We start from the raw sequence: 25,037 nt of genomic DNA on the forward strand, positions 1-25,037 counted from the left end.
CGGCGAAGCGAATACCCAGGCAGGTCGGCGATTCATGTTTGCAACACGCCATGTTGCGATTCGGTCTGTTTTCATTCTCTTGTCCCCGTCTCCGATACGTCCGACCCACTGAAGCGATCGCCGGACCGACTGCGTCCGCGACCGCGCTCACGGCCCGTACAGATATGCAAGGAGCGCACCATGCTTCACGCCGCAAGGCCGCGCGGGCCACAGCGGGGCCATCGCGGCGAATTGCGCACCGGCAAGCAGCGCGAACGTTTCGAAACTGAAACGCGTGCCGGATCCGCGACCGTCGGCCAGGCATGCCGCGATGCCGTCATGCCGTCATGCCGTCATGCCGTCATGCCGTCATGCCGCGCCGGCACGGCCCGCGCCGATGTCGTGTCGTTGCATCCGCGCGCGATTGCCGACCGGCTTACAATCGCCCCACAGTGCCGCTTGCGCACGAACGAACGCGCAGGCCCGCCCCGGCCTGCTTCACGCAACTCGCCGCCACCTGACGGGAGCCCCCCTGCCCGACCTATGCCTGACTCACACGACTGGCTGGATATCGACTACCGGACGCTGTTCCGGCTGCATCCGGATCGCCGGATCGAACGCGAGAACGATCCGGACTGCTCGCCCGGGCCCCGCTTCTGGCTCGGCAGATGCGCGGAACGCAACCTGGCGGGCGTACGCGCCGACGTGCCCTTTCCTGTCGCAGAACAACTGGCGCGCCTGGCCGACAGCGAAACGCCGTCGGCGGACTTCACGCAGCCCGCGCATCTCGAACGCTATCTGTCGCTGCTCGCTCCCGTTCCGCACTGGAACATCGGCCTCGTCTACGCGCTGCCGCACGCACTCGGTTTCGACACCGGCGCACACGTCGAACTGATCGACGGCGACAGCGACGCGGGCCGGCATCTGCTGCACGCACTGTCGACGCGCGGGATGCCCGAAGGCCTGTTCTCGATGGGGTTTCAAGGCGCCGCCGATCTGTGGGCGCCGTGGTGCGCGGCCGTCGTCGACGGAGAAGTCGCCTCGGTCGCATTCGCCGCGCGGCTGTCCGAAGTCGGTGCCGAGCTCGGTCTCGCGACGGCCCCTGCATTCCGGGGGCGCGGCCTCGCGGCCGCCGTGACCGCCGCGTGGTCGCGGCTGCCGTCGCTTCGAACCCGCACGCTGTTCTACAGCACCGACAGCGACAACCGCGCGTCACGACGCGTGGCGTCGCGCCTCAGCCTCACGCTGCGCGGCACGACGCTGCGGGTGGCATAGCGCCGGGGCCTGCGCGACACCTCAACGAAAGGCCTCGATGACCTTGACGCGGCGTTCGGTTTCGCCGACGAAGCAACTGTCAACCTCCACGAGCCCGAGCGTACCGCCGGCATCGGGCTGCCGCGATTCGGCGCAGGCGGCATCCCGCGCCTTGAGCCAGCGGCGCTCGTCGTCGCGCAACCGCGCCTTGCCCTGTGCATCCAGGCTCGCCATCTTCGTCTTGTAGACGGCATTCAACCGTCGGTCGGCCTCGTCGTATTTCAGCCGCAGGCAATTGCGGATGTCGGCCGTATAGCCCGTTTCCTCGGCGGTCTTGCAGATAGCGGTGCGCTGCGCATCGTCCGCGCGTGCGTCGGACGCAACCGTGAAAAGCACCGCGCTCGCCGCCAGACCGATCACCGCGTGTTGAAGCGTATTCATCCGGATTCGCCGTTCTCAATGATCGAAGGCACCGATTATGCCCGGCCCGCTGCCCGCATGGCTCTCGTTACCTCGACGTCAGCGGTCACGCCCGATCGGGCGCTGCGGATGCCGTGCCGCGCAGCCGGCGCGCAAACACGCTAGCATTCGGACACGCAACGTCGCGCGCCCGCTTTGCCCCGCCTCCAAGGACCCGACATGACCACGCCCGCCCCTGCCCGCCCCGACGTCGCGCATCGCGTCTTTTCGGCCGGGCAGTTGTCGATCGGCCTCACGTTGCCGCTGCTTCGCACCGGCCATGTCGTCGCCGACTTCGACGAGCAACTCGAACTCGCGGCGCTGGCCGACACGCTCGGCTTTCGCGCGCTGTGGATTCGCGACGTGCCGCTGAACAGCGCCGACTATCCCGACCCGGTCGGCCACCTCGACCCGTGGGTCCTGCTCGGCGCACTGGCGTCACGCACGCGCCGGATTGCACTCGCCAGCGGCGCGATCGTGCTGCCGCTGCGCCATCCGCTGCATATCGCGAAAGGCGCGCTGTCGGTCGCGACGCTGTCGGGCGGACGCTTCATCCTCGGGCTCGGCTCCGGCGACCGGCCGCCCGAATATGCGGCGTTCGGCGTCGACGCGGAAACGCGCCGCGACCGGTACCGCGCGCACTGGGACGTCGTCGCGGCCGCGCTCGGCGTGCCATCGCGCGTGCTGCCCGACGAAGCGCCGCCCGATGCGCCCGACTTCACGCTGCTGCCTCGCGGCGCCGACGCGGTGCCGATGCTGGCGGTCGGCTCGGGCGGGCAAAGCGTCGACTGGATCGCGCGTCACTCGATCGGCTGGATGACGTACCACCGCGATCCGGACACGCAGCGCGCACGCTATTCGATGTGGCGGGCGGCGGTTGAAAGGCTCGCGTCGCCGGCCTTTCGCGCGTTCGGCGTGTCGATGCGCGTCGACCTCGTCACGGATCCCGATGCGCCGGCCACCGCATTGCCGCTCGGTTATGCAACCGGACGCCACGCATTGATCGACATCCTGCGGGACATGCGCGCGGCAGGCACGCATCACGTCACGCTGAATCCGGGCTCGGACCGGCCCGTGCGCGACGTCATCGAAGAAATCGCGGAACACGTCCTGCCGGTTTTTCACAACGGGGAAGCGTGATTTGGCAGGATTCCGGATGAATTCGGCGCGATGCGCGCGGCGCTCGCCGTTGCCCGCAAGCGGGCATTACACGCCGGCAATCGAGTCGCCTCACCTTCCCTGCCTCACCTTCCCTGCCTCAGCCACATGACCGCGGAAACGCGCCGCAAACGGCCGCGCCGCGTCGTGCATGCCCGATTCGAATGATCGTCGACGGAACTATTCGGTTCCGGGCGCGATCATGTTAACTTCCCGTCCATCGTTCAGCCCGGCGGGCCGCGCGCCGATGCGCGCCCGCATGCCCACTCCATGCGACATATCCTCCTCGGCTGGCTGCTTGCCGCCGTCGTCACGGCCGCTCACGCGGCCGCTCCCGCTCCGGCCGCCGCGTCGGCCGCTTCCGGCACCGCGCCCGCGCTGACGCCGCAACAGGCTCGGCAGGCACTCGACGTGCTCGAAAATCCCCGCGATCGCGCGCAGGTCGAAACGACGCTGCGTGCGATCGCGGCCGTCGGCGCGCTGAGCGCACCCGCGGTCGTGGCAAGCGATGCGGCGGCGGCCAGCGGCGCACCAGCTGCCGCGGCCCCGGGCGCGCTCACGTCGAACGGGCTCGCGTCGATGCTCGTCCGGCAGGGATCGCGCTGGGCCACCGAAATCGGCGGCGCGCTGAAGGAGTCGCTGCACTCGCTGCTCGATGTCGGCTCGGTCGGAAGCTGGTGGCACGACAGGCTGGTGCGAGCCGACGAGCGCGCGGATCTCGCGCACGCGTTCTGGATCATCGTCGCCGTGCTCGTGCCCGCGCTCTTCGTCGAATGGTTGGCAAAGCGGCTGTTGCGACGTGCGCTGGCCGCAGTGGCCGCACGGCGTGCCGACACGTCGCGCCGCACCGCGCCGGACTCCGCCACGCCCGATGACGACGACGCACCGCCGGACACCCTCGCCAAACCCGACACCGCCGATCCCGCCGATGCCCCTGACACCGCCCCCGCATCGTCACCAGGCCGAGGCCACGCGCGCCGCCACACCACGCTGCTGCACCGGATGCCGCGCGCGCTCGTCAGCCTCGCGTTGCGGGCCGTGCCGCTGCTCGTGTTCGTCGGTGTCGCGAGCCTGACGATGTCCGCGATCGGAGAGACGGGCATCCCGATCGAATCCGCGCTCGAAGCGCTGATCGACATCTACGTGATCTGCCGGCTCGTCACGATCGTCAGCCGGCTGCTCTTCCAGCCCGATGCGCGGCAATTGCGGTTGCTGCACATCAGCGATGCGTGGGCCGATTTCGCGCAACGCTCGATCGCGCGAATCGTGATCGTGGTCGGCGCCTGCACGGCCGCTGTCGAGATCGCCGCGAGCTTCGGGCTCAGCGAGGCCGGTCATGTCGCCCTGCTGAAAGCCGTCGCGCTCGTCGGGCACCTGATGGTGTCGGCGCTGATCCTGCGGTGCCGCCAGCCGGTCGCCGCGCGGATCCGCGCGGCCGGCGACGACCGTGCGTCCTTCGAGATGGTCGCGAATGCGCTCGCGGACGCGTGGGCCCCCGTGTCGGTATTCATCGTGATGGCGCTGTGGTTCGTGTGGGCGCTCGACGTCCACAACGGCTACCGCGTGCTGATCACGCTCGGCGGCCGCTCGATCGCCGTGATGATCGGCATGCGGATGGTCTCGATCGTCGTGTTCGGCGCGCTCGCGCGACTGTTCCAGGGCCGCGACGAAGACCGCACGCTCGTCCACCTGCACGCGTACCGCTACTACCCGCTGCTGCGCCAGATCGTGTCGGGCGCGATCGGCATCGTGACCGTCGTGTTGCTGCTGCAGATCTGGGGCGTGCCGATCTTCCGCGCGTTCGAAACCGGCACCATCGGCCACCGCCTCGCGTCGGCGCTGGTGACGATCGCGATCGCGGCCATCGTCGCGCTCCTCGTGTGGGAAGCCGCGAACATCGCGATCGAGCGCCGCCTTCAACGATGGACACGCGAAGGCAATCTCGTGCGCGCGGCGCGACTGCGCACGCTGCTGCCGATGTTGCGCTCGCTGCTGTTCGTGATGATCGCGCTCGTCGTCGTGCTGACGGGCCTCAGCCAGCTCGGCGTGAACGTCGGCCCGCTGCTTGCCGGCGCGAGCATCTTCGGTGTCGCGCTCGGCTTCGGCTCGCAGAAGCTCGTGCAGGATTTCATCACCGGGATCTTCCTGCTGATGGAAAACGCGATGCAGGTCGGCGACTGGGTCACGCTCGCCGGCGTGTCGGGTACGGTCGAGTACCTGTCGATCCGCACCGTGCGACTGCGCGCGGGCGACGGGTCGCTGTACACGATCCCGTTCAGCTCCGTGACGACCGTCAACAACACGAATCGCGGGCTCGGCAACGCCGCCGTCAAGATCAGTATTGCCTACGGCGAGGATATCGATCGCGCGATCGCGACGCTGAAGGAGATCGGCGCGGCGTTGCGCGACGATCCGAAATACCGCGACGGCATCCTGTCGGACTTCAGCTACTGGGGGATCGACCAGGTCGACGGCGCGGCACTCGCGCTGGCCGGACAGATGCAATGCACGGACGCGACGCGCTGGAGCGTGCAGCGTGAATTCAACCGGCGGATCGCGGAGACGTTCCGCGAACGCGGCATCCGGATCGCCGATCCGCAGCGCAGCGTCGTCGCCTATGCGGACGGATCGTGGCCTGTCGTCGAAGGCGAAAACGGCGGCAATGGCGACAATGGCGGCGACGGTGACAACAGCGGCAACGGCCATGCTGCAGAACCGGCGGCCCGGCCGCCGTCGCCCGCCGAACCGGAGCGCAAGCCGGGTTGACCGGCCCGGGGGCGATGCCGCCCCGCGCTCAACGCGCGGCGGGCTTGTTCACGCGCCGCGTGCTTTTCGCGACGGACGCCGATGCCCCCGCCTTCGCCTTGGCCGCACGTTTCGCCGCCGCGCCCTGCCCGCGCTTCGCGCCGGCTTCCGGATCGGCAGCCGATACGTCGCGCTGCGCATGCCATTGCTCGAGCAGCAGGCGTGTCTGGTCGGCGATCGTGTCGACCAGCAATGCCGCGCGCTCGCCCTCGAACGCCTCCCATTCGAGCAACTGCAGCGCCGAACGCTGCGCGATGTGGAACACCGTGATCTGCCCGAACAGGCTCAGCGCGCGCAATCGGGTGACGGGATCGTTGGCCGGCCGGCCCGAGATACGGCCGATCAGTTCGGCGCTCACGTCGTTGAGCGGCTTGCGCATGCGCTTCATCAGGATCTCGCTCGCGCTCGCCGGCTCCTGGCCGCCTTGCTCGCGTGCGAAGAACATCCGCTGGTTCATCGTCTTCGGCGCGGTGAACATCCGGTCCGACAGCGCGCGCAGCAGCCCGATGAACGCGTCGATCAGCACGTCGACGTCCGCGTCCGCATCGAGCATCGCCCTCGCATGGCCGACCGACGGTGCGAACACTTCCCTGCCGTTCTCCGCGATCGCCTCGACGCACGCGCGGTACACGCCCTCCTTGTTCTCGAAGTAGTACTGGAGCGCCGGCGCGTTCACGCCGGCCATCGCGGCGATCTCGCGTGTCGATGCACCCGCGAACCCGCGCTCGCCGAACAGTTCGATCGCCGCCTCGATGATCCGCTGGCGCGTTTCGTCGCCGCGGGCGTAGCCGCCCGCCGACGTCCGGCGCAGCTTCTTCGCTTCGTTCATGCCTTCCCCGTCATTCGATCGATCGATATTCTACTTGACACAATTTTATCAACTGGAATAATTCTTCCACTTGGAATAAATTGGACACCGGAATGTCGACGCCGCAAGACCCGCCACTGCAAGCAGATCATCAGGAAAACGGAACAACACCGCGAAACGGAAGCAAATCCGGAAACGGATCGAAACGGCGCATCCTGCTCGTCGTCGCCGTGCTCGCGGCGATCGGCGGCGCCGTCTGGCTCGGCCGCTGGTGGACGGTCGGCCGTTTTATCGAAAGTACCAACGACGCGTACCTGCAGGCGGACAGCATGACTGCCGCGCCGAAGGTCGCCGGCTACGTGACCGATGTGTATGTCCGCGACAACCAGGCCGTGAAGGCCGGCGATCCGCTCGTGCGACTCGACGTCCGCCAGTACCAGGTTGCGCTCGCGCAATCGCTTGCGACCGTCGATGCGCGCCGCGCGGATATCGCACGCGCCGAGGCCGACATCAGCCAGCAGCGTGCGAATCTCGAACAGGCCGACGCGCAGGCGAAGGTGTCGCGGATCAATGCGCAGCACGCCGGCGACGAATACGCGCGTTATGCGCCACTCGCGGCGACCGGTGCGGAGACGCACGAACGTGTGGCAGACCTGAAGAGCACGCGCGATCAGGCGGTCGCGACGCTCGCCGCGAACAATGCGTCGATCGCGGCCGCACGCACGCAGATCGCGTCGTTCACCGCCCAGCTCCAGCAGGCGCGCGCGCAGCTCGAAGCCGCGCAGGCCAGTGCCGCACAGGCCCAGCTCGACCTCGACAACACGATCGTGCGCAGCACCCTCGCCGGCCGCGTCGGCGATCGCACGGTGCGCGTCGGTCAATACGTGCAGCCCGGCACGCGCCTGCTGACCGTGGTGCCCGTCGATTCGATCTACCTCGTCGCGAACTTCAAGGAAACGCAGATCGGCAACATGCGTATCGGCCAGCCGGTCGAACTGCACGTCGACGCATTGCCGGACGGTGCGCTGTCCGGCGTCGTCGACAGCTTCGCACCCGGCACCGGCGCGCAGTTCGCCCTCCTGCCGCCCGAGAATGCGACCGGCAACTTCACGAAGATCGTCCAGCGCGTGCCGGTGCGCATCCGCCTCGCCGCGAACGCCCGCGCGCAGCGCATGCTGCTGCCGGGGCTGTCGGTGACGGTCGACGTCGATACGCGCTCGGCCCGCGACGAGTCGCATCATGGCTGAACCGTCCGCCACGATGCCCGCGCCGCCGCATGAAGGCCGTGCGAGCGTGACCGACTGGATCGCGGTCGCGGCCGGCGCGCTCGGCGCGCTGATGGCGACGCTCGACATCTCGATCACGAATTCCGCGCTGCCGCAGATCCAGGGTGAAATCGGCGCGACCGGCACCGAAGGCACGTGGATCTCGACCGGCTACCTGATGTCGGAGATCGTGATGATCCCGCTCGCCGCGTGGCTCACGCGCGTGTTCGGGCTGCGCAATTTCCTGCTGACGAATTCCGCGCTGTTCATCGCGTTCTCGATGATGTGCGGCTGGTCGCATTCGCTGCCGATGATGATCGCCGGCCGGATCGGCCAGGGCTTCACCGGCGGCGCGCTGATCCCGACCGCGCAGACCATCATCCGCACGCGGCTGCCGCTGTCTCAGTTGCCGGTCGGCATGACGCTGTTCGGCCTGATCGTGCTGCTCGGGCCGCTGTTCGGCCCGGTGCTCGGCGGCTGGCTCGCGGAAAACGTGAACTGGAGCTGGTGCTTTTTCCTGAACCTGCCGGTGTGCCTGCTGTTGATGGGGCTGCTGTGGTTCGGGCTGCCGTCCGACCGTCCGCAATGGAGCACGTTCTTCAACGCGGACTGGCTCGGGATCGCCGGCCTCGCGATCGGGCTGAGCTCGCTCACCGTCGTGCTCGAGGAAGGCCAGCGCGAACGCTGGTTCGAATCGCAGATGATCGTCACATTGAGCCTGGTGTCGCTCGCCGGGATGATCCTGATCGCGCTGTCGCAACGCTTCGCGAAGCGGCCGATCATGCGGCTGTCGCTGATGCGCAACCCGCGCTACGCGAGCGTGATCGTGATCGTGTCCGCGGTCGGTGCCGGCCTGTACGGCGTGTCCTACCTGCTGCCGCAGTTCCTCGCGATCGTCGCCGGCTACAACGCGGAACAGGCGGGCGCAATCATGCTGCTGTCGGGGCTGCCGGCCTTTCTCGTGATGCCGATCCTGCCGCGCCTGCTCGGCAAGGTCGATTTCCGCATCCTCGTGATCTCCGGGCTGCTGCTGTTCTGCCTGAGCTGCATGCTCGACATCAGCCTGACCGCGCAGAGCGTCGGCCACGACTTCGTCTGGTCGCAACTGATTCGCGGCGTCGCGCAGATGCTCGCGATGATGCCGCTCAACCAGGCATCGATGGCGGCCGTCGCACGCGAAGACTCCGGCGATGCAGCCGGGCTCTACAACATGGCACGCAACCTCGGCGGCTCGATCGGGCTCGCGATCATCGGCACCGTGATCGACCGGCGCACGACCTTCCATACGGCCGCGCTGCGCGAATCGGTGACGGCGAACTCGCTGATCGGGCAGGACCGGCTGTCGGCCTACGCGGCCAACTGGTTCGCACACACCGGCGATCTCGCGTATTCGAACATGCGCGCGCTCGGACAGCTGGCGCAGCAGATCCAGGTCCAGGCCGTCGTGATGACCTATTCCGAAACCTTCTATCTGCTGGGCCTTGCACTGCTCGCCTGCGTGCCGCTCGCGCTGCTGCTGAGAACGCCGCGCGGGCCGCAGCCGATGTCGTCGGGCCACTGAACCGTCTTACGCGATGAAACCCTTCTCCCTGCCCCGCCGCCCCGTGCTCACGCTGTGTGCGGCCGCGTGCCTGCTCGCCGGCTGCACGGTCGGCCCCGACTACCGCGGCGCGCCCGCCGCACCGGATGCGCCGATCTTCGTGCGCGCGCCGGCCTCCGGTGTCGACACCGCCGCGCCCGCGCCAAGCGCGTGGTGGCACGCGCTCGACGATCGCCAGCTCGACGACCTGATCACTGCGGCGCTCGCGTACAACCCCGATCTGCACGCTGCGCAGGCACGCTTGCGCGCATCGCGCGCGCAGCTCTCGCAACAGCGCGCGGCGCAGTTGCCGAAATCGTCCGCCACCGTCGCCGCCATCCGCATGCGCGAGCCGGACGTCGGCGCACTCGGTTCGCTGCTGCCGTCGAACGACTCGAACCAGTCGGGCAGTGCATCGCCGTCGCTGGGCGGCTCGGGTCCGCTGCAGCTCTATTCGGCAGGCTTCGACGCAACCTGGGAAATCGACCTGTTCGGCGGTACGCGCCGGGCGGTCGAAGCCGCGTCCGCGCAAGCGGAAGCAGTCGACGCCGATCTCGCCGACACGCAGGTGTCGATCGCGGCAGAAGTCGCGAACGCGTATGTCGACCTCCGCGATCAGCAGCAGCGGCTTGCGCTGTCGCGACGCACCGCCGAGTTGCAGCAGAAGATGCTCGAACTCACGCAGCAGCGCCGCGCGCGCGGCGTCGCGGCCGATACCGACATCGAACGCCTGACGACACAGGTCGAGAACACGCGAGCCTCGCTGATCCCGCTCGACGCGCAGGTGACGGAATCGCTCGACCGGCTCGCGATCCTGACGGGGCGCGCGCCGGGTGCGCTCGACGCGACGCTGACGACACCGGCCGCGCCGCTGCCGACGCTGCCCGGCAGCGTCGCGATCGGCGATCCGGCCACGCTGCTGAAGCAGCGCCCCGACATTCGCGCGGCCGAGCGCCGGCTCGCATCGAGCAATGCGCAGATCGGCGAGCATGTCGCCGATTACTTCCCGAAGGTGACGCTGCTCGGCGATCTCGGCTTCAGCGCGACGGACCCGGGCCACCTGCTCCGCAAGCAGAACTTCACGTGGGTCGGCGCGCCGTATCTGCAATGGAACATTCTCGACTTCGGGCGCACGCGTGGCGCGGTGCGCGCGGCCGAAGCATCGCGCGACGAAGCGGAAGCGAACTATCAGAAGGCGGTGCTCGGTGCGTTGCAGGATGCCAACACGGCATTGCAGCGCTACGGACACCAGCGCGAGCACGTCGTTGCGCTCACCAGGGTTCAAACCTCCGCCGTGCATTCGCGATCGCTGATGGATGAACGCTATCGCGCGGGCGTCGCATCGATGATCGACCTGCTCGATACGCAACGCGAAGCGCTTTCCGCGCAACAGAACGTGATCGCCGGGCAGGCCGAACTGATCAAGGACTACGTGTCGGTGCAGAAGAGCCTCGGGCTCGGGTGGCAGGCGGGCGCGGGTTGACGGTGAGTCGAGCGGTGCCGTGCGGCCGGGTTTGTCGCGGCTGCAACCGCATCGACAACAGCGATGCGCGGAACAGAAAAACCGTTTCGCGCGCCGCCCGTGACCACCCGATGAATCAGAAAAACTCGTCGAGCAGCCGGTAGAAAGCGATCCGGCCCGGATCGGGCTGCCCGATTCCGTACCGGCCGAAGAAAGGCGCGCCCCATTCACTGCCGAGATCGGCTTCGATATCTCGCCTCGGCGATTCGAGTCGCGCCTCGAACACGGTCGACGCAGTCGCGCCAATTACGCATCGAACCGGAAACGATCGGCGAACCGCATTCAGCATTACTTTCTTCGTTGGCGTCGAATATTACAAATTACTGCCAATATTTTCAAAAACATTGCATTTATTCGCTTTAAATTTGTTTCATATAACCAAAAAAAGTTTGACACCCCGCTTTCGTTCTTGATACCGTCCGATGCAAGCAATCTGACAAATTGCTCACTGCGCAATCGCTTCCGCTCCACGTTTTTTTCGTTTCCGCCGCACCGAAGTGCCAGCCGCCGGCCGTATCGTTCGCGCGCCGGCCATGCGACATCCCGATGCATTTCATTGGACAACTGCCATCCGGCAGCGGGCCGAAGGATCGAATCAAATGAGCAGGACAACGAAACTGTTGCTCTAGCAATCCCGCCCGCGCCCAGTCCGCGCGACTGCGCCGTATCGCGACGCAGCCCTCTCGCTACCGCATTTTCCGAATTTCGCCCCCCGAGAAAAAACACCTTTCCGGATCGGGCGAAAGGCCCTGTCGCGTCCGCGCCATCCGCACGCATGCGACAGAAATCGGCGGTGCACGATCCGCACCGCTGTCGACCGTTGTTGTTCGTGCCGTTCGATGTTCAACCGGAGGGGTAATTCAAATGAATCAGGTTGCAGACAAGAATCAAAAGCACAATCGCTTCATCAAGCTCGCCTTCGCCGCCGCGGCAGCCGCATCGTTCGGCATCGCGACCGTCCACGCCGCGCCCGCGGCCGGCTGGACGGAAACGCGCACCAAGGGCTTCCTGCCGCTCGTGCAGCAGAGCGAAGCCGGTACGGCCGGCGCGCCTGCCGCAAGCACGGCCGCCGCTGCCACGGCAGCCATCGAGATGGCACCCGGCGAATCGGTGGACATCGTGCTCGGGCTGAACCTGCGCAACGAAGCACAGCTCGACCAATACCTGCACGACCTGCATACGCCCGGCTCGCCGCACTACCGGCAGTTCCTCACGCCGGCGCAGTTCGCCGCGCAATATGCGCCGACCGACCAGCAGGTCGCCTCGGTCGTCGCGCACCTGCGCAAGGAAGGCTTCGTGAACATCGTGGTCGCACCGAACCGCCTGCTGGTATCGGCGTCCGGCACCGCGGCGACCATCAAGTCCGCGTTCCGCACGACGCTCAAGCGCTTCACGCGCAACGGCCGCAGCGTTTATGCGAATACCGACGCCGCGCAGGTGCCGAACGCGATCGGCGGCGTCGTGGGCGCGGTGCTGGGCCTGCAGAACGTCGAACTGATGCACACGGGCGCGGGCAGCAAGCCGCAAGGCAACACCAGCAACCTGACGATTCCGGCCGGCGCATCGGCGGTGCCGCACAACCCGACCGAGTTCTCGTCGATCTACGGCGGCAACGGTACGCCGACGGCCTCGCAGACCACCGTCGGCATCATCTCCGAAGGCGACCTGTCGCAGACGGTGAGCGACCTCAACACGTTCGCCGCAAACAACAGCCTCGGCACGATCAGCAGCAGCATCGTGAAGACGGGCCCGTCCGGCAGCTCGTACACCGACACCGACGGCACCGTCGAATGGAACCTCGACAGCCAGTCGATCGTCGGCGCGGCCGGCGGCAGCGTGAAGCAGGTCGTGTTCTACGTCGCACCGTCGATGACGCTCACGGCGATCACCGCCGCGTACAACAAGGCCGTGACCGACAACGTCGCGAAGGTAATCAACGTGTCGCTCGGCGTGTGCGAATCGTCCGCGAACAGCACCGGCTCGCAGGCAACCGACGACACCATCTTCAAGCAGGCGATCGCGCAAGGGCAAACCTTCTCGGTATCCGCCGGCGACCACGGTGCATACGAATGCGCGGGCGGCACGCCGTCGCGCTCGACCTACACGGTGAGCGAGCCGGCAACGTCGCCTTACGTGATCGCAGTAGGCGGCACGACGCTGTTCACCAATACGTCGACCAACGCTTACAACAGCGAGATCGTCTGGAACGATCCGAGCTGGCAGCCGGGCACCGTGTGGTCGACGGGCGGCGGGTACAGCAAGTACGAAGCCGCGCCGTCGTGGCAATCGTCGAGCCTCACGGGATCGACCAAGCGCGCGCTGCCCGACGTCGGCTTCGATGCCGACCTGCGCACCGGCGCGATTCTCGTCGTGAACGGCCAGACGTCCGACACGCTGTGGGGCTCGGGCTACCTGAACAACGAAGGCGGCACGAGCCTCGCCGCGCCGATCTTCACGGGCATCTGGGCGCGGCTGCAGTCCGCGAACAACAATGCGCTCGGGTTCCCCGCGTCGAGCCTCTACAAGTACTTCCCGAGCAACGCGGCGCTGCTGCACGATGTCACGTCCGGCAACAACGGCAGCGGCACCTACGGCTACAAGGCGAAGGCCGGCTGGGACGCGACGACGGGCTTCGGCAGCGTGAACATCTCGAAGCTGAACGCGTTCATCCAGAGCACGCCGGATTTCGCGCGCTGATGGACCGATGACTGCCCCGGTTCCGCGTACGCTCCTGAGCGCACGTCTGGAACCGGATGTGGTCGTTCAAATAACCCGCGAGGGCTGCCAGGCCGTCGCGGGTTTTTTTGCGTTCCGCGCGTTCTCGCGGGCAGCAGCCGGTGCGACGACGCATTCGTCGACCTTGAAATCGTTGCGCACGCACCTTTCATGTTCATTACCCGAGCATGAGCATCGCACCGAGTGAAACGCACCCCGTCACGGCAGCGCGGTATTCACGCTGCCTGCCGGCGAAACGCGCGTCGTGCCGCCATGCGACGCGAGCACGCCCCATACGCCGTACCCCGCCGTACCACGCCGACTTCCGCGAAGCCGCGCGGCCTTGCCGCACAACTCACTCGGCCCAGTTCCGGACGTAGTCCGGCACCGGCATGTTGCCGTCGGCATGAACCGGTGCGCCGCGCGTCGTCTTCAGCGGCAGGACTCCCGTCCAGACAGCAAGCGTAAGATCTTCATCCTTGTCGGAAGGCAGCGAATCGCTGACTTTCACCGCCGCTTCCGCAAGCGCAATCCGCAGCACGCTGGTCGCATTGATTTCCTTCTCGTTGCCGGGCCGCGCGTCATGCTTGCGACCGGGTGCGATCTTGTCCATCAACGCATCCAGCGCCGCCAGCTTGTCGTCACGGCCCGCCACGACGTCGAACCGCCCGTAGATCACCGCGGATCGATAATTCATCGAATGGTTGAAGGCCGACCTGGCCAGCACGAGCCCGTCCAGCAACGTAATCGCGATGGAGGCCGGCGCGCCCGCCGACAGCGCCTTGATCATCCGGCTACCGTTGGACCCGTGAATATAGAGGTCATCGCCCCGTCTCCAGTGCGCGGTCGGGATGCAATGCGTGTCGTCGCCTGCACCGAACGCGATGTGGCAGACGTAGGCTTCGTCCACGATGCGATGAAGCATCGTGCGATCGCGATTCGCCAATTCCGGCAGGCGGCGAATGGTGGTGCGGGGTGTGGAAGCGATGACGGTCTGGTCTTTCATGTTTCGTTTTCCTGTTCGCGCGCCCTTGCGCACATCGAGCGACCCGCGTTCCGGCAGGGCTCAATGATCCGCCCGGAATACATTTGTACTGCGAAGTTAATCGAATTGAACGCGTGCGACTTCCACGCCTGAACGACCGATCGATCACCCCATCGACAGCCGCGCTTCAAATCGATCAAAATACGCGCATGCCGCAATCGGGGACGATCGCCGGAAGGCCCCGCGCACCGGCCGGCACCGCGAGAACGTGAACGATACGATGCGCGCCGAATCTTCAAAAGAACCAGCTCACCGAAAAATTCTGGAACCAGCCCATGGATCTCGCGCTGCTCCTCTCGTCGCTTTCCAGACAGGAGGGCACGACACGCCACAGCCAGCAGGAAGCCCTCTACCGGAGCCTGCGCAACATGCTGCTGGACGGGCACATCCCGTCCGGCACACGGCTCGTGTCGACCCGCGTGCTCGCGGCGGAATTGGGCATCGCGCGCAATTCGGCGGTCTATGCGTACGAGCGCCTAGCCGAGGAAGGCTTCGTGGCGGCCACGCGCAACGGTACGATCACGCGCTGGGACGGATGCGGCCGTCCGAGCACCGGGCTCGAGAGCGGGCCGGCCACGGTTCGCCTGTCCGAGCGCGTGCACGGGCTGGAAAACGCCGATCCCGAACCCGAACGCATGCTGCCGTTCGTCCCCGGTCTTCCGTCGCTCGATGAATTCCCCGTTGCCCAATGGCGCCGTTGCATCGAGCGTGCATGGAAAGTCATCAAGCCCGCGCAGCTCGCATACGGTCCGGTCGAAGGGCTGCCCGAACTGCGGCGTGCCGTGGCGGCCTATATTCGCGTCTCACGAGGCGTGCGCTGCGAAACAGGCCAGGTATTCATCACCGACGGCACGCAAGGCAGCCTCGAGCTGTGCGCGCGCATGCTGGCGAATCCCGGCGAACCCGGCTGGCTCGAGAACCCCTGCTACAACGGCGCCCGTACCGCATTCCGCTCGACCGGCCTCGATATCGTGCCGATCGAGGTCGACCGCGAAGGAATGGCGCCCACCGACGAACAGTGGCGCACCCGGCCGCCCCGGCTGATCTATACGACGCCGTCGCATCAATACCCGCTCGGCGCGCTGATGAGCCCCCGGCGACGAGCGGCGCTCGTCGAGCACGCACGTGCGTGCGGCGCGTGGATCATCGAGGACGACTACGACAGTGAGTTCCGCCACGACGGCGAGCCGCTGCCCGCGATCCAGGGCCTGCATGCCGACGCACCGGTCTGCTATCTCGGCACCTTCAGCAAGACGATGTTTCCTGCCCTTCGGCTCGGCTTCATGGTGGTTCCGCCGGTTCTGGTCGAACGCTTCACCCGGACGCTGCGCGAACTCGTTCATCGCGGCCACTCGGCCGATCAACTCGCGATGGCCGAGTTCATCGACACCGGCCTCTTTGCGCGGCACCTGCGCAGGATGAGGACGCTGTATGCCGAGCGGCGGAACAACCTGGAAACGGCACTCGCCCGTCACCTCGGCACCGCGCTGAGCGTTCGGGAAAGCCCGGGCGGCATGCATCTGTCGGCGGATCTCGCGCTCCCGCTGCGCGATACCGACGTCGCCCGCGCCGCAGCCGCGCGTGGCCTGCTGCTTCAGCCGCTGAGCAGCTACCGGGTCGGCGACGGCCGGCCGTACAACGGCTTCGTGCTGGGATACTCCGGGCTGAGCGATGCGACGATCGAAACCGCGACGATGCAGCTCGCGGCCGTCATCGACGCGCAGGGCCGCACGCGTGACTGAACGTCACGCGCGGCATCCTCGCTCACAGTTGCGACTCCAGCGGAAACAGCCCGAGAAACCAGACTTCCATCCGCCGCCCGGCCGACACTTCCGGTTCGTGATCGAGCTCGGTGACCTTCCCGTCCGAATCGGTCTGAATCCACTTGAGCTGCCCCTTGCCCGCCGCATCGGTCCTCGGCTCGACGCGCCACGCGATTCGATCGAGCCGCGCTTCCAGATCGTTCGCCACCTGCGACGCAATCGCCGGGCTCTCGCAGTAAACGCCGATCTCCGTATTGAGGTTCAGCGAACGCGGATCGAGATTCATCGATCCGATGAAAATGCTCTTGTGGTCGAACACGTAGGTCTTCGCATGCAGCGACGCACGCGACGACCCGACGAGGACCTGCTTCGAGATGCTCTTGTCGCCCGACGGCCGCCGTTCGTAAAGCCGCACGCCGGCAGCCACGAGATCGCTCCGGTAATGCCGGTAGCCCGCATGCACGGCCGCCACGTCGGTCGACGCGAGCGAGTTGGTCAGCACCGTGACGCGCACGCCGCGCGCCGTGAGCGCGCGCAGCCGCTCGACGACATCCTTGCCCGGCACGAAATACGGCGACACGATCAGCAGGTCATGTTCGGGCTGCAACGCGAGCGCCCGCAGTTGCGGCATCAAATGCCCGTCGCTGTCCTTCGGCGCGCGCGCGATCTTCGACGGATCGTCGTACAGCACCGTTGCGCGCCCCCACGACAGTTCCGTGCCCTGCCCGTGAACGATCCGGTCGAGTCGCTGCCTGGCCTCGAGCACGTACGGATTGTCCTCCATGGCCCTCAGGTAGTCGCGCAACCGTTCGCGCTCGCGGTCCAGCCCGCCGGGTGCCGCCTCGTGCCCGACCAGCGCGCTGATCGGATACGCGTACGGGGAATTCCAGAACGTGTCGAATTCGGTCGAGATGTCCTTCACGACCGGGCCGTGGACGACGACATCGAGATCGCCGAACTCCAGCATCGACGATGCGCCGAAATACTCGTCGCCGATATTGCGGCCGCCGACGATCGCCGCCTGGTTGTCCGCGATCATCGCCTTGTTGTGCATGCGCCGGTTGACGCGCGAGAACTCGAACACCGTGCCGATCTTCTTGAACCGCCGCGTGGCGACCGGATTGAACAGCCGGATCTCGATGTTCGGGTGCGAACTGATCTCGAGCAGCTTGCGGTCGTCCGCGTTCGTGCCGAGATCGTCGAGCAGCGCACGGACGCGGACGCCGCGATCCGCCGCGCGAATGATCGCGTCGGCCAGTTCGTGTCCGGTCAGGTCGTCGTGCCAGATGTAGTACTGAAGGTCGAGCGACCGGTCCGCGCGATCGGCAAGCAACACGCGCGCATCCAGCGCGTCGACCGGATCGGTCAGCAGGTGAAACGCGTCCTGCCCGGGATGGGCGCTGGCTTGCTGCCGGAACGCTACGCCCAGCCGTGTGTTGTCCGTATCGGTGTACGCGTGCGTCGGTGCGCGATCGGCCTGCGGCGGCAGGCTCGCGCATGCGACGAGCGCCAGCAACGAAAGAATCGCACCCCACGAACGCAGCATGGTCATGATTGCCGTCCCGCTCCCGGCCGAAGTCTGTTTGTTCTCGCCGCCGGATGGATCGCGGGGCTGCCTGGTTTTCGTTCGGCCGTACCCGGTGTCGCGTGTGGAACGGCCGCGCTACAGCATACTTCGATTGACAGCGGCGCGGCACCCTCTTGGTACTTTCCCGATCGCGGCACGCGTCCATACAAAGAAAAACCCGCGACGCATGAAGCCATCGCGGGTTCTCGGCATTGTGCCGTTAGTCGTAACCTGCCCGCGGAAAAAAGCATAAGCTGTCCACGGATAGCAACTCTATCTTCCGCCCCCCTCACCGCGGTAAACCATAAGCTGGCCCTTCGGTAGGAAGTAAAGCATAAGACGTCCCCGAAAATCACCGATAAAACAGTCTACGTTTTCCGTTTTGACGCAACAAAGTTGCGATTAGCATGGAAGAACCGCTTGAGGAAGCGGTGCCGGAGGGGAAGCCCCAATCCACGCTGACAGCCCGCCGGGAACACGGAGATTGCCATGCCAATCTGGACACTCACTTCTGTGACCGCCGAGCCCGAGGTCGTGTTATCTCGGTGGAGAATTCTCGAGACAGCCGAAGCGACTCGGCACTTCGTCGGCGCCGACGAGCGAGACTTGACGGGCCGCGTCAGTTCCGAGGTCGTCACGTTCGACCGCCTCACCTTGCGAGGCCAGACGCAGTCCGGGCGCGTCTATCAGCTCATTGGACAACCCGGTTGGTCGAGCAATGCGGAATATGTCTGGAAGTGCTGGTGCAAGGTGAACGGCGTGGCATCGTACGCCGACGTCACCAAGCAGCTACTGGTTGAGGCAAAAGATGACAACCGCATATGAGCGCACGAAATCCGTCATCGAAACGCGCAAGTTCTTGCAGATGCTCACGTCTGCCGACGACTTAGCCAGCCGTAGCCACGTTCAATCAGTCGCGGCATGCCTGCTCCGGCACTACCCGCTCTATATCGACCTTGAGGTGTCCGCTGCAGCATTACCTGGAGTTTGGGCCGCCCCTGAACGCCAACAAAGTGGCGCGGCAGGTATCGCGTAGAAGACCGCTCGTCATTTATAGCAAGCCGGCAAAATGGAACTCAATGATGTGCCGGAAGGATTTCCACGCGACTCGGTGCCTACTGTCGTGCCGGGTGCGCAGCCGAAAATTTGCGTCGTGCGGTCCGACGGGCGCTATGTTGCGGGGCAAACAGCCGAGGCGCGCTACGAACGCTGGCTCATCTCCGAAGACCTGGCCGGCCAGTTCGCCCCTATCACTCGAAACGACACAGCTGCGCATCCCGAGCACTCGTCGAACAAGACCCGCAGCCGATGGATTGTGCCCACGCTTGGGACGGGTTCGATTTCCTGGCCAGAGACAGGTAGCGTTGGCCGAATTGCGTTTTCAGCACGGACGTCACATACATCTTAACCGACACAGCCACCTATCAGCACTCCGGATTAGAAACGTTCCCGTCTCCACATCTCGTTGCGCACCATCATTGCGTTTAGCACTATACGTCGAGACAAACGCTCAGGGGAGCCGAGGAGCTGAAGGATGGATTTAATCGCAACATCGTCCCATATTGGGCGCATGGAAGTAGAAGGGTTTCCACACTCACTCACGGAGGCTCTTGCCGCGATGGAGCCAATCACTCCTCATCGCGATGACGACTGTGCGACCTTGTCGCTTACGGTATGGATTTCGGAGGATGGCGGGTATGTTGATAAGGTCGACATGGCACGGTGGCGCTTTCGATACATCGAAGACCGCTGGGTTCTGCTCGAATATGAGCCTTACTCCTCGAGTCAATCAGTGAACGCTGAGTTGATGCTGTTCGAAGAGCAACTCCTCGCCGTACTAGCGTCAAAGCGGCACGTCAACGCGCCGGTTTATATCGGTGACGCCGAGAAAGAGACGTACGCGAGCTATCTAGTCGATTTTCCCGAAACGAAAGAAGACGTGCTAGCTGCGTACATCCCCTCTGCCTTGGTCGAGCCATACAAGCAGCGAGCGAGGGAGCTTGGCTACGAGGTGATTTCCTAGTAGACCGCGAAGTGGTTGGGCTGCGTGACGGTTAGCTCATAGGCGGCTCCTGCGGCATTCAACGCTAATTCTCCGTAGGAGCACCACGATATCGAATACGGTTTCGTACCGGCGATAGTGCCGCTGGCTGCATTCAGCTCATCTATCGTGCTTTGTTCCATACGATTGACCGGATTTGCTCTATCGCATATCACCAGGATGTGCACGGGCACCGGTGGTCCGGCAGGAACTGCATTGGGAACCAGGTTGAGAGACGTCAGAACGAAGCCATTAGGAGAGACTGCGACGTTAGCGGTTCCGTAGTAGATAAAGCTTCCGGCCCACGGCACATGGCTCGTTTTATGAAACGCACTGTCATAGTTCGACGGGCTCCCGTAGACCTCAAGTGGGATTTTTTTCAGCTCAGCGAAAACTGCGGGCGTCTGCTTTGCAGCCGCCAGCTTGGCAATTTTGGGAAGCTTGTATATTTCTTTGATAGCGCGCTTGCGCGCGGCGACGAGCGTCTTCAGCAGGCTCGTGGTGTATTGATTGGGAATCGTTGAGGTCGCCGCGAGGCCGTTGACCCTTTGCCGGATGACAACCGGGGTGGCAAGGCCGGCGGGCTTGTTCCGTCCCGGCGCTGCAACCTGCCTTGGCTGTCTAGGCGAGACGAGCTTTTCCGGAAGGTCCACCTTGAACTGATGGGCCTGAGGCTGCGCAACCGTAATTCCATATTGCGCGAACCCGGCCGTGCTATAGGGGCAGTCGGCGGCATGGCTGCTAGAATTTTTATCAAATAGTGAAAAGTATGGCCGCTTCTTGAAGGAAGTCCCGTAGACGGCTGCCGGCGTCACCTCAATGTCGCAAAATGCACACACCCACCAAGCAAATTTCGGGCGCCCAGTACGGAGATAGTCATCACGCAGTTCATGCGCCGTCCACTCGTCTCCTTGGTCGTTTCTTGCCAATTCACTCATCAGTAATGTCCGTGGTCTCGTCGCTGGAAATAAGAAAGTTGTATCGAATTTTTCCTTTGATTACAGGTTTGCGTCTCAATACCGCACCGCAATCATTGATGTCCAGCCTATGAGTTTCCACCGAAGTTGCAAGCTAGCCTCTCCGCCGCCATGAGGTCAGCAATCCTGGACATAACAGCATCCTGTGCCCGCTCCACGCTGTTGACGAGTGGGTCACGCTCGATGTCTTCCAGCAAGTGCGAGGATTGTTCGATTGGACTACTCCGTGACATCTGCTCCCGCCTTTCATTATGCAAACTTTTCCAATCACCCCATAGAGAAGCAATGAGCTCGTCGTGCGTCTTACACCAAGCCATCTGAGCAGCTCTATTGTTGACGGCAGCCGTGAGGCGGACGTTCTCCGCTTCCGATTTTTCGAGTTGGGTCTGCCGAGCTGCGGCCAATGTCTGCCACTGTCTTGCCGTGTCAAGCTCGGACTTCCGTGCCACGACGTAAGGCCCTCCAGACATAAAGCCACTCCAGGTCGGTAGCTCTATGACCAGTCCCGCAGCCAGCAGGGCACCCGCGGCGAAAGAGACAGGGCTCACACGAAATGCACGAAAAATAAATTTCTTAAACCAATTTGCCTCAGCCATCAAAATCGCTCAATTAGTAGGTCATCATTCGTTGACTATCGGCAAAAATGTCACTTTCTTTAGTTCGACTTCGTTTTCCTCGCAGGCGTCGGTAAGCAAACGCGGGCAAATCTCGTAAAGTGCAGCGATAGTCCGGGCCGCCTCCGGCCGACGGCCCACCAAACAATAGCCGTCTAGGCGCTTCCAACGACACCGAACGGAACACCGTAAGTCTCGAGCAAGAAGTTCTCGGTGACGCTCAGAAGAGAAAGTTGTTCGGGAGTGGCCTTGGAACGCGACAATCCTGGCTGGACGATGAACACGCGCAACTTCAAAACCGCCGTTCGACTGCGATTCCTGATAACTGCGAGAGTATCTCGGTCGCCAGTCTGATACCTCGACAGTTCTTTGCCTTTACGAACCTTGGGGTCGCGTCGGAGCAGGTGGACAAAAAGCTCGGTGTGACGAAGCTGGTTCTGGAGCCAGCTTATGCTTTTCTGCGCCTGTCCACAAACCTCGTACAAGTCGCCGACCCGCCCCCCGGCTGAGCTATCCTGCGAATACTTGCAATGATAGAAGTCGACTTCGATTGTTGTGCGCGTGTCGTCTTCAGTAAGTTTGATGGTAACGACGTCAGCCGCCTCTCCAGAGCCGTCATCGTCGTAGATGATGTCGTATTCTCCAACCTTCTTGAGGTCTTCGATGACCTTGAACTGGATGGAATCCGGCTCTCGCGTCGCACCCTGTGCTTCCTTCTTTATGTCAACGCCAGACCAGTCCCATACGGCAATCTGCTCGCGGTCATACGGTGCATAGATGTCTGGCAACGCTACGAGCAGGTTGCCCTCTAGGTATGAACCATCTGCAAAGGTGATAAGGGGTGGGTTCTCGTCGAAGAAATCGGAAAGCGCCCATGAGTTCTGGCGTTTTGTCAACGTCCCAGCGGGACCTACTGATACAAAGCGATAGGTCGAGACGGTCTCGTCATCGACTGGTGTCACTTCAAGCCGCAGCACCGCCTCTGACGAATCGCTGAATACCCTAAACACGATTTCCCCCGTCTCCGCGGGATTCACCAGTTCGATACCGAGCCTCCAGAATTCAGTTGCCGCAGCAGCTCCTAGCTGTATCGAATACACGCTCTCCTGTTCCTGGTAAATGCAATCCGGCCACTCGACGGTGATTGGCATTACGTCTGGACGCTCCTTCACAAGCCTCGGGATAAGCGTTCCTTTGAGCACGTCTTCAGGGTCTATGGTTTCGTCAATGACCTTCGCACCAATGTGCTTGCACCATCGAGCGAAGGACTCGAGACGCAATCGTTGAAATGACCAGACACGACCACGCTTCGTTGCTCCAATGGTTGCCGTTGCTCCCTTCTCGAACCCTACTCCCGATATAACGGCACGACGCGCAGTCTTTCTGGATGACTCCGACAGTCGAGCGGCGACGTCGGCACCCATACGGGCAATATATCGAATCTGGCGACCGAACTGCTCATTCATGCCAAGGTTCGTGAGCAGTAAACGTTTGACGCCGTGGAAACAGCGATATAGGTCCGGGTCCTGGATAAGCTGCACGTCCTCGCCACATAAAACCTTGGCCATCGTTCTATATTCCCCGCTCTTGGAGGACCCGTGGATATATAGTAACTCCCTCTCCTTGTCCCAGATTGCGACGAGCAATTCCCACTCCCAATCTCGGACCGCTTCAATCTCGGTCCAGGAGACAGGCTTACTGCTCCCAACAACAACCACGAGCATGTTTTCGTTTTGGTTGATTGTATGGCGGACCTTGTCTGACGGCGTTAGGCCCTGCAGTCCCTTGCGAAAATCCTTTGGCTTCCAGACGCTACAGCGGGTGCGATATATGACCATGCTTGTAGCCGGTTTGATTTCCTGAATTGGGATTTCACCGGAAAAGGGTTCGAAGCCCTCGAGAAAGCTTCTAGACTCGACTTGATTGTCTATCGCCGTGTCGGTCAACTCTGGAAGCAGTTCGTTCCAGTCAGGGTCCTGACTGTAGAGCTTTTCGAGCTCCTCGCGAACGCCAGGATTCGCTACGTTTGCGATGAAGGTTGCGTTTCCCAAGTCCGGGCGAGCACGGGTGAACCGCCCAGCAAGCTGAAGCGTGACGGGCAAACTTTTCCGAGTGTCATGAAATGCTGCAATCTTCAGTTCCGGCATATCAAAACCTTCACCGAGCATGTCAACGCAGACCACAAGTCTCGATTGCCCAGACATCAATTTTTCCAGAGCGTCTCGCCGCTCCGCGGTTTTGAGCTTGCTATGAAGCAGAATCGGGTTGTAGCGACCAATTTCCTCATAGATTTCGAATACCTGTTTCGCACGAGGAATATCCAACGCGCGAGCCATCGCAACATGAAGGCCAGTTGTATCGTTGTCGAGTTCGCGAATAGTCGCTTTGGCAATAGCTCTGTCGGCCTTGCTTTCGTTAAACTCGAAAACAGACCGGAAAGTGATAGGTCGGAAGTATCCGTCTCGCTGGGCTTGGCGGAGTGGATAGCGATAAATTATCTTCCCGTCGATAAACCGGTCGTCATCCCGGAACGGGGTAGCAGTAAATTGAAGCACTCGGCGTTTGCTGAATTGAGCCTTGAATTTTTTCCACGTCGGAGCTTCCGAATGGTGTGCCTCATCAATAAAAAGATGAGTGCACAACTCGGCGATGCGCGCCTGGAATTCAGGTGAGAATTGTCCTGCAATGTGGCTGGTAGTGACAACCACATTGCATCTCTCGAAGAATGTAGTTAGGACGTCAAGAGCACCAATGTTATGCTCGAGTACGCCGACGACCGGATAGTGGGTGCCCTTGGAAAGGATGGTGCTGCCTGGCGCTTTTAGCAGACCTAGCGTCAGGAACTTGTTCGCAATTTGTACGCGCAATGCGTCTGTTGGGACTACGACAATGACCCGCTCGCAACCGGCTGAGGTCAAGACGCCGAGCATGGTCTCTGTTTTCCCGGTGCCAGTCGGCAGGACCACAGATGCGACTTCATCACTCACCGACCAGTGTGCGTGTACCGCATGCAAAGCACCAGCCTGGGGAGGACGCAAGCCAATGACACCGGTCGACTGGTCCTCTTGGATATATGCGAATGCGCCGCGCCACGAAGCAATGGCGGCTTTCGCGTTCGAATCGGTCGATGCTCGGTTAGCGACAGCCAGCGAGGGATGCTGTAACCAGGTTCCTGTTGACGCGTCCAGAACCCCATCCACGACTGTAGCAGTCGGGTATCTGAGCACCGCAGCTTCATCACAAGCTGGCAACTGACGAGGTGTGCTTTGGAGGATTCGAACAGGTATTGGCAAGGAGATGGAGGCAACTTCGAATCCCTCGGCTCCGTCTGTGACGAACCGAACTACCTCCGCATCGACTTCCTGCTCGGCGCACGCTAGCTGACGAATCCAGTTTTTTTCAATTTTCTCATGAACCGCATATACCTCAGGAAGCCGCACCTTCATCTGGTCATACCTTCTTGACAATTGTAGAGAGCTGTCAACG

17 protein-coding genes and 1 pseudogene are annotated in these 25,037 nt (G+C 63.5%); 11 read left to right on the forward strand and 7 right to left on the reverse strand.

Going from position 1 to position 25,037, the window contains the following annotated elements:
* Positions 1-522: 522 nt before the first annotated feature.
* Positions 523-1,254, forward strand: a complete 732-nt coding sequence (locus tag PQB87_RS28940) for a GNAT family N-acetyltransferase (RefSeq protein WP_489243070.1) — start codon at positions 523-525, stop codon at positions 1,252-1,254.
* A gap of 21 nt (positions 1,255-1,275) precedes the next feature.
* Here PQB87_RS28940 and PQB87_RS28945 read toward each other — a convergent pair whose 3' ends face one another.
* The gene (locus PQB87_RS28945; RefSeq protein ID WP_489243071.1) at positions 1,276-1,674 is read right to left on the reverse strand and encodes a lysozyme inhibitor LprI family protein; all 399 of its coding nucleotides are present in this window, start codon (positions 1,672-1,674) and stop codon (positions 1,276-1,278) included.
* 198 nt (positions 1,675-1,872) lie between these two features.
* Between PQB87_RS28945 and PQB87_RS28950 the strand changes: the two genes are divergently transcribed.
* Positions 1,873-2,832, forward strand: coding sequence for an LLM class oxidoreductase (locus PQB87_RS28950; protein WP_489243072.1), 960 nt, complete (start codon positions 1,873-1,875; stop codon positions 2,830-2,832).
* Positions 2,833-3,120: 288 nt separating this feature from the next.
* On the forward strand, positions 3,121-5,616 hold the full coding sequence (locus tag PQB87_RS28955) for a mechanosensitive ion channel family protein (protein ID WP_489243073.1): 2,496 nt from the start codon (positions 3,121-3,123) through the stop codon (positions 5,614-5,616).
* 28 nt (positions 5,617-5,644) lie between these two features.
* Here PQB87_RS28955 and PQB87_RS28960 read toward each other — a convergent pair whose 3' ends face one another.
* Positions 5,645-6,484 carry a CerR family C-terminal domain-containing protein gene (locus tag PQB87_RS28960; RefSeq protein WP_489243074.1) on the reverse strand — a complete coding sequence of 280 codons (840 nt, stop codon included), beginning with the start codon at positions 6,482-6,484 and terminating at the stop codon, positions 5,645-5,647.
* Between the two features lie 92 nt (positions 6,485-6,576).
* Here PQB87_RS28960 and PQB87_RS28965 point away from each other — a divergent pair, with 92 nt between their 5' ends.
* The 3 genes from PQB87_RS28965 to PQB87_RS28975 are packed head-to-tail and all read left to right on the forward strand — an operon-like array spanning position 6,577 to position 10,790.
* Positions 6,577-7,710, forward strand: a complete 1,134-nt coding sequence (locus PQB87_RS28965) for an HlyD family secretion protein (RefSeq protein ID WP_489243075.1) — start codon at positions 6,577-6,579, stop codon at positions 7,708-7,710.
* Positions 7,703-9,289: an MDR family MFS transporter gene (locus tag PQB87_RS28970; protein WP_059521446.1), complete on the forward strand. Its 1,587-nt coding sequence runs from the start codon at positions 7,703-7,705 to the stop codon at positions 9,287-9,289. Before PQB87_RS28965 ends, PQB87_RS28970 begins: the two co-directional genes overlap by 8 nt.
* 13 nt (positions 9,290-9,302) lie before the next feature.
* A complete protein-coding gene (locus tag PQB87_RS28975) occupies positions 9,303-10,790 on the forward strand; it encodes an efflux transporter outer membrane subunit (protein ID WP_153489824.1) in 1,488 nt (495 codons plus the stop codon).
* A gap of 115 nt (positions 10,791-10,905) precedes the next feature.
* On the opposite strand, the pseudogene PQB87_RS28980 reads toward PQB87_RS28975, so the two are convergent.
* Positions 10,906-11,025, reverse strand: a pseudogene (locus PQB87_RS28980) (APH(3') family aminoglycoside O-phosphotransferase); the annotation flags it as partial.
* 668 nt (positions 11,026-11,693) lie between these two features.
* Between PQB87_RS28980 and PQB87_RS28985 the strand changes: the two are divergent.
* Positions 11,694-13,526 (forward strand): S53 family peptidase, encoded by a 1,833-nt coding sequence (locus PQB87_RS28985; protein WP_059684404.1) that lies wholly within the window; start codon positions 11,694-11,696, stop codon positions 13,524-13,526.
* Positions 13,527-13,899: 373 nt separating this feature from the next.
* Here PQB87_RS28985 and PQB87_RS28990 read toward each other — a convergent pair whose 3' ends face one another.
* Positions 13,900-14,550, reverse strand: a complete 651-nt coding sequence (locus PQB87_RS28990) for a pyridoxamine 5'-phosphate oxidase family protein (protein ID WP_301860616.1) — start codon at positions 14,548-14,550, stop codon at positions 13,900-13,902.
* Positions 14,551-14,864: 314 nt separating this feature from the next.
* On the opposite strand from PQB87_RS28990, the gene pdxR reads away from it, so the two are divergent.
* Positions 14,865-16,331 carry a MocR-like pyridoxine biosynthesis transcription factor PdxR gene (gene pdxR, locus PQB87_RS28995; protein ID WP_301860618.1) on the forward strand — a complete coding sequence of 489 codons (1,467 nt, stop codon included), beginning with the start codon at positions 14,865-14,867 and terminating at the stop codon, positions 16,329-16,331.
* 22 nt (positions 16,332-16,353) lie between these two features.
* Here the strand turns inward: pdxR and PQB87_RS29000 are convergent, their stop codons facing one another.
* Positions 16,354-17,904 (reverse strand): phospholipase D family protein, encoded by a 1,551-nt coding sequence (locus PQB87_RS29000; protein ID WP_175829215.1) that lies wholly within the window; start codon positions 17,902-17,904, stop codon positions 16,354-16,356.
* Positions 17,905-18,408: 504 nt separating this feature from the next.
* On the opposite strand from PQB87_RS29000, the gene PQB87_RS29005 reads away from it, so the two are divergent.
* The 3 genes from PQB87_RS29005 to PQB87_RS29015 all read left to right on the forward strand — a co-directional run bounded on the left by PQB87_RS29005 (position 18,409) and on the right by PQB87_RS29015 (position 19,942).
* Positions 18,409-18,744 (forward strand): hypothetical protein, encoded by a 336-nt coding sequence (locus PQB87_RS29005; protein ID WP_208218294.1) that lies wholly within the window; start codon positions 18,409-18,411, stop codon positions 18,742-18,744.
* A 40-nt stretch (positions 18,745-18,784) separates the two neighbouring features.
* Positions 18,785-18,955: a hypothetical protein gene (locus tag PQB87_RS29010; protein ID WP_489244303.1), complete on the forward strand. Its 171-nt coding sequence runs from the start codon at positions 18,785-18,787 to the stop codon at positions 18,953-18,955.
* Between the two features lie 498 nt (positions 18,956-19,453).
* A complete protein-coding gene (locus PQB87_RS29015) occupies positions 19,454-19,942 on the forward strand; it encodes a hypothetical protein (RefSeq protein ID WP_489243076.1) in 489 nt (162 codons plus the stop codon).
* On the opposite strand, the gene PQB87_RS29020 is transcribed toward PQB87_RS29015, so the two are convergent.
* Together PQB87_RS29020 and PQB87_RS29025 are read right to left on the reverse strand one after the other, a co-directional pair.
* Positions 19,939-20,898, reverse strand: a complete 960-nt coding sequence (locus PQB87_RS29020; protein ID WP_489243077.1) for a hypothetical protein — start codon at positions 20,896-20,898, stop codon at positions 19,939-19,941. The genes PQB87_RS29015 and PQB87_RS29020 overlap by 4 nt on opposite strands.
* A gap of 808 nt (positions 20,899-21,706) precedes the next feature.
* Entirely contained in the window at positions 21,707-24,997 is a 3,291-nt protein-coding gene (locus PQB87_RS29025) for a DEAD/DEAH box helicase (protein WP_489243078.1), read from the reverse strand.
* Between the last annotated feature and the right edge of the window lie 40 nt (positions 24,998-25,037).

It is taken from the genome of Burkholderia sp. KL41, assembly GCF_057005415.2.

Bases quoted from the DNA above. Each gene is read 5' to 3' on its own strand.
- PQB87_RS28955 (WP_489243073.1), top strand. From the start codon at position 3,121: ATGCGACATATCCTCCTCGGCTGGCTGCTTGCCGCCGTCGTCACGGCC.
- PQB87_RS29010 (WP_489244303.1), top strand. From the start codon at position 18,785: ATGCTCACGTCTGCCGACGACTTAGCCAGCCGTAGCCACGTTCAATCA.
- PQB87_RS29025 (WP_489243078.1), bottom strand. From the start codon at position 24,997: ATGAAGGTGCGGCTTCCTGAGGTATATGCGGTTCATGAGAAAATTGAA.
- PQB87_RS29020 (WP_489243077.1), bottom strand. From the start codon at position 20,898: ATGAGTGAATTGGCAAGAAACGACCAAGGAGACGAGTGGACGGCGCAT.
- PQB87_RS28950 (WP_489243072.1), top strand. From the start codon at position 1,873: ATGACCACGCCCGCCCCTGCCCGCCCCGACGTCGCGCATCGCGTCTTT.
- PQB87_RS29005 (WP_208218294.1), top strand. From the start codon at position 18,409: ATGCCAATCTGGACACTCACTTCTGTGACCGCCGAGCCCGAGGTCGTG.
- PQB87_RS28985 (WP_059684404.1), top strand. From the start codon at position 11,694: ATGAATCAGGTTGCAGACAAGAATCAAAAGCACAATCGCTTCATCAAG.
- PQB87_RS28965 (WP_489243075.1), top strand. From the start codon at position 6,577: ATGTCGACGCCGCAAGACCCGCCACTGCAAGCAGATCATCAGGAAAAC.
- PQB87_RS28960 (WP_489243074.1), bottom strand. From the start codon at position 6,484: ATGAACGAAGCGAAGAAGCTGCGCCGGACGTCGGCGGGCGGCTACGCC.
- PQB87_RS28975 (WP_153489824.1), top strand. From the start codon at position 9,303: ATGAAACCCTTCTCCCTGCCCCGCCGCCCCGTGCTCACGCTGTGTGCG.
- PQB87_RS28990 (WP_301860616.1), bottom strand. From the start codon at position 14,550: ATGAAAGACCAGACCGTCATCGCTTCCACACCCCGCACCACCATTCGC.
- PQB87_RS28940 (WP_489243070.1), top strand. From the start codon at position 523: ATGCCTGACTCACACGACTGGCTGGATATCGACTACCGGACGCTGTTC.
- PQB87_RS28970 (WP_059521446.1), top strand. From the start codon at position 7,703: ATGGCTGAACCGTCCGCCACGATGCCCGCGCCGCCGCATGAAGGCCGT.
- PQB87_RS29015 (WP_489243076.1), top strand. From the start codon at position 19,454: ATGGATTTAATCGCAACATCGTCCCATATTGGGCGCATGGAAGTAGAA.
- pdxR (WP_301860618.1), top strand. From the start codon at position 14,865: ATGGATCTCGCGCTGCTCCTCTCGTCGCTTTCCAGACAGGAGGGCACG.
- PQB87_RS29000 (WP_175829215.1), bottom strand. From the start codon at position 17,904: ATGACCATGCTGCGTTCGTGGGGTGCGATTCTTTCGTTGCTGGCGCTC.
- PQB87_RS28945 (WP_489243071.1), bottom strand. From the start codon at position 1,674: ATGAATACGCTTCAACACGCGGTGATCGGTCTGGCGGCGAGCGCGGTG.